Genomic DNA, 3,362 nt, shown 5'->3' with positions numbered 1-3,362 from the left:
CGAGGCGCTCGACGAGGGCCGCTTCAACCTCGTCCTCGAAGGCGTCGCGCGCTTTCGCGTCCGCCGCGAGCTCGACGTCACGACGCCGTTCCGGCAGGTCGAAGCCGAGATCGAACTCGAAGCCGAGGACGAGGCGGTGCTGGCAAGCATCGAGCGCGCGAGCCTCGAACGCGAAGCCAAGCGCTTCGCGGTGCGGCAGGGCTATGTCGTCGACTGGGATTCAGTCGGCCAGCTCGACGATGCGACGCTCGTCAACGGCATCGCGCAGGTCGCACCGTTCGATGCCGCCGCAAAGCAGGCGCTGCTCGAGGCGTCGCCGATCGACGCGCGTGCCGAACTGGTCGTCCAGCTGATGCAATTTTTCGGTCGTTTCGATGGCGACGACGGCCGCGCCACGCTGCAATAGGCGATCAGTGCGGCTTGCGGACCGGCGCATGATGGACGATGTCGGCGAGCGCCCGGCGTACAATATGCCGGTCGCTTTCGCGCAAGCGTTCCGCCGCGTCGTTCACCATCAAATAATGGCGAACGAGCTTCTTTTCGGCAGTGAGCCGGGCTTCCAGCCGGTTTTCATCGCCGCGCGATTCGCCCAGCCTGGCGCGGCGGCGGCTCGCCCACGCCTCGACCAACCGGTCGGCCAAAAGCGCGGCAAGACTGTCGGCTGCGCCCTTTTCAGTCGCATTTTCGGCCGCCGGATCGGTCAGCCACGCGTCGGCGCTATCCTCCTGCAACGCGTCGAGCGATAGCGTCGCGGTGACATGCCGCCGTCCGGCGCAACGCTGATCGCCGTGGAGCCGGTGGCGCAGCGCCTGCAATTCGGCGCGGAATTGCCAGTTCACATAGGTGGTGAAGCGCGCGCGCGCCGGATCATAATGTTCGGCGGCGCGGTGCAGCGCGATCGCGCACACTTGCGCGGCATCCTCGGCGACATCGGTCAGCCCGTAGCTGCGCGTGAAATAGCGGATACGCGGCGCGGCAAGCGCGGCGAGCCGGGCAAAGCTCCGGTCGGCCAACGCGCGCGTTCGCGCACCCGGCGCCGCGTCGAGCGCGGTTCGCGCCTGAATATAGTCCGTCACCGCTGCTTCGAGCGCGTCGCTTTTTACCGACATGGTCCCGTCCCCATCCTGTCCGCGGCGTGGTTACCGCGCGCTCAGGGATAGGATGCCATGCTTAGCGCCGCGCTGTCGGCGCCCTAGGTAGAAATACCTAAACCTCGGTGCCCGCGAGCAGGCGCGGCAGGTCGCCCGCCTCGCCGCGCGCCTCGTCCATGAAAAAGCGCTTGAGCATCGGCATCCGCTGCACCGCGCCGAGCCCGGTGCGCCGTACCGCCGCGGCGGTGCGGCCCGGAATGCCGAACAACCGCGTCAGCCCGTCGGTCGCGAGGCTGACCGTCATATTGTCGAGTCCGCGCCAGCGCTGGTAGCGTGCGAGCAGCGCCGCATCGCCCAGGTCGAGGCCGAGCCGCGCCCCCTCGACGAGCACCTCGGTCAGCGCCGCGACGTCGCGTAAGCCAAGGTTGAGCCCCTGCCCCGCGATCGGGTGGATACCGTGCGCGGCATCGCCGACGAGCGCGATACGGTCGGCGACGATCGACGCGCTGTGATGGAAACCGAGCGGATAGGTCATCCGCGGGGCAACAAGCTCCATCGCGCCGAGCACGCCGCCGGCGCGCTTCTGCAACTCGGCAACGAAGCCGCGCTCGCCCAGTTTCGCGAAACCGGGGCCGTCCTTTTCGGCGACAGTCCACACGAACGCCGAGCGGTGCCGCCCCTGCGCGTCGGCGACCAGCGGCAGCAGCGCGAACGGTCCGGACGGATAGAAGATTTCGTGTGCAACATTGCCATGCGGCTTTTCGTGCGCGACCGCGCCGATCATCGCATGATGATGGTACGACCAGTTGGCGATGCTGAACCCCGCGGCATCGCGCGTCGGCGAGCGGCGGCCTTCGGCGACGATCAGCAAGGGCGCGGCGAGCGTCGTGCCGTCGGCGAGCGTCAGCGTGACGCCATGCGCATCGATCGCGCGCGACACAACCGCGGCGGGCATCAGCAGCCGCACCAGCGGCGCCTCGGCGAGCCCAGCGGCAAGCGCAAGGCGGAGCTGACGGTTTTCGACCATCGTGCCGAGCGGCGGATCGCCATCGGCGGTGGCGAAATCGAGCTCGCCGCCGCGGCCGCTGTCGGGGGCGCCGTCGCCGACCTTGATCGCGCGGATCGGGCAACCGTGCCCGCCAAGGCGCTCTGCAATCCCCAGCACTTCGAACATCTGCCATGTTGCGCTCGCGATCGCCGAGGCGCGGCCGTCGAAACCCGGCGCGATCGTCGTGACCGGGTCGGCGGGATCGACGATCTGGACCGACAGGCCGTGATGGGTCAGGGCAAGGGCGAGTGTCTGGCCGACCAGGCCGCCACCCGAAATCAGGACATCGCTGCGCAGGGGTTCGGTCATGCGTTTGCCCTAGACCGCAACGGAGCGGATGGAAAGCGGGCGGCGCTGATTTGGTTCGCGCGAAGACGCGAAGGCGCGAAGAGGTGCGTTCGGGCCGACAGACCCCTTCCTCATCACCAGCACTGCGGGAGGCGACGATCGAACAGGAAAGCCGCTTCGCGGCTGGCGCGACATCTTCGCGTCTTCGCGCGAACCCATTAAAAGCCCCGTGCTTGACGGCGAGTCCGCCCCATGCGCATATCGCCGTGGTTAACTGACAGGGACCGGACAAGAGCATGGCTAGCCGCAAGGCCGCACCCGCAAAGGCCGATTGGCGCACGGTTTTCCGCCAAAGCATCGCGCGATCGCTCGTGATCGCCGCGGCGGTTGCGCTCGGCCTGTTCACGCTCTTCCTGACCCTCGCGCTCGTCACCTATGACAGTACCGATGCGGCGCTGAATACCGCCGCGCACGGCACGGCGGCCAACTGGATGGGCGGCGCGGGCGCATGGTTCGCCGACCTTGGCCTGTCGATCGGCGGCGCGCCGATTGTCCTCTTGCTGCCGCTGCTCGGTGTCATCGCGTGGCGGCTATGGACGGGCGAGGCGCAGCCTTATTGGCCGCGCCAGCTTGCCTACAGCTTTATCGGCATTCTGCTCGTCGGGCTGGGGGCCGAACTCTGGTCGCCAGCGACGAACGCGCCGATGCCTGCCGGCTGGGGCGGGATCATCGCGCTGCTGATCGGCGGCGCGGTCGCACCGCTGTTCGCACAGGCGGGCGAACCCGCCGCAGCGCTGATCCGCTTTGCGACGATCCTGCTGCTCGTCGGGCTCGGGCTGTGGCTCGCGTGGCGCGCGTTGCGGCTCGAAAAGGGCTGGGCGTCGCGCTTCAAACTGCCGGCGGCCGAAGGCAGCAGCCGCGTCATCGAACCCGCG

4 protein-coding genes are annotated in these 3,362 nt (G+C 68.6%); 2 read left to right on the top strand and 2 right to left on the bottom strand.

Going from position 1 to position 3,362, the window contains the following annotated elements; all coding sequences use genetic code 11:
* Positions 1 to 406 (top strand): LON peptidase substrate-binding domain-containing protein (locus VJ811_RS05960; RefSeq protein WP_324071353.1); only part of this gene is annotated, 406 nt, incomplete at its 5' end.
* 4 nt (positions 407 to 410) lie between these two features.
* Here VJ811_RS05960 and VJ811_RS05955 read toward each other — a convergent pair.
* Together VJ811_RS05955 and VJ811_RS05950 are read right to left on the bottom strand one after the other, a co-directional pair.
* Positions 411 to 1,109, bottom strand: coding sequence for a sigma factor (locus VJ811_RS05955; protein WP_324071352.1), 699 nt, complete (start codon positions 1,107 to 1,109; stop codon positions 411 to 413).
* A gap of 97 nt (positions 1,110 to 1,206) precedes the next feature.
* Entirely contained in the window at positions 1,207 to 2,448 is a 1,242-nt protein-coding gene (locus VJ811_RS05950) for an FAD-dependent monooxygenase (RefSeq protein WP_324071351.1), read from the bottom strand.
* Between the two features lie 275 nt (positions 2,449 to 2,723).
* Here VJ811_RS05950 and VJ811_RS05945 point away from each other — a divergent pair.
* The coding region (locus VJ811_RS05945) for a DNA translocase FtsK 4TM domain-containing protein (RefSeq protein WP_324071350.1) at positions 2,724 to 3,362 on the top strand (639 nt) is incomplete at its 3' end.

The organism is Sphingopyxis sp. (assembly GCF_035250425.1).
Taxonomy (GTDB): domain Bacteria; phylum Pseudomonadota; class Alphaproteobacteria; order Sphingomonadales; family Sphingomonadaceae; genus Sphingopyxis.
Note: the sequence above shows the minus strand (reverse complement) of the source record. Positions and strands in the feature narration are given on the sequence as shown.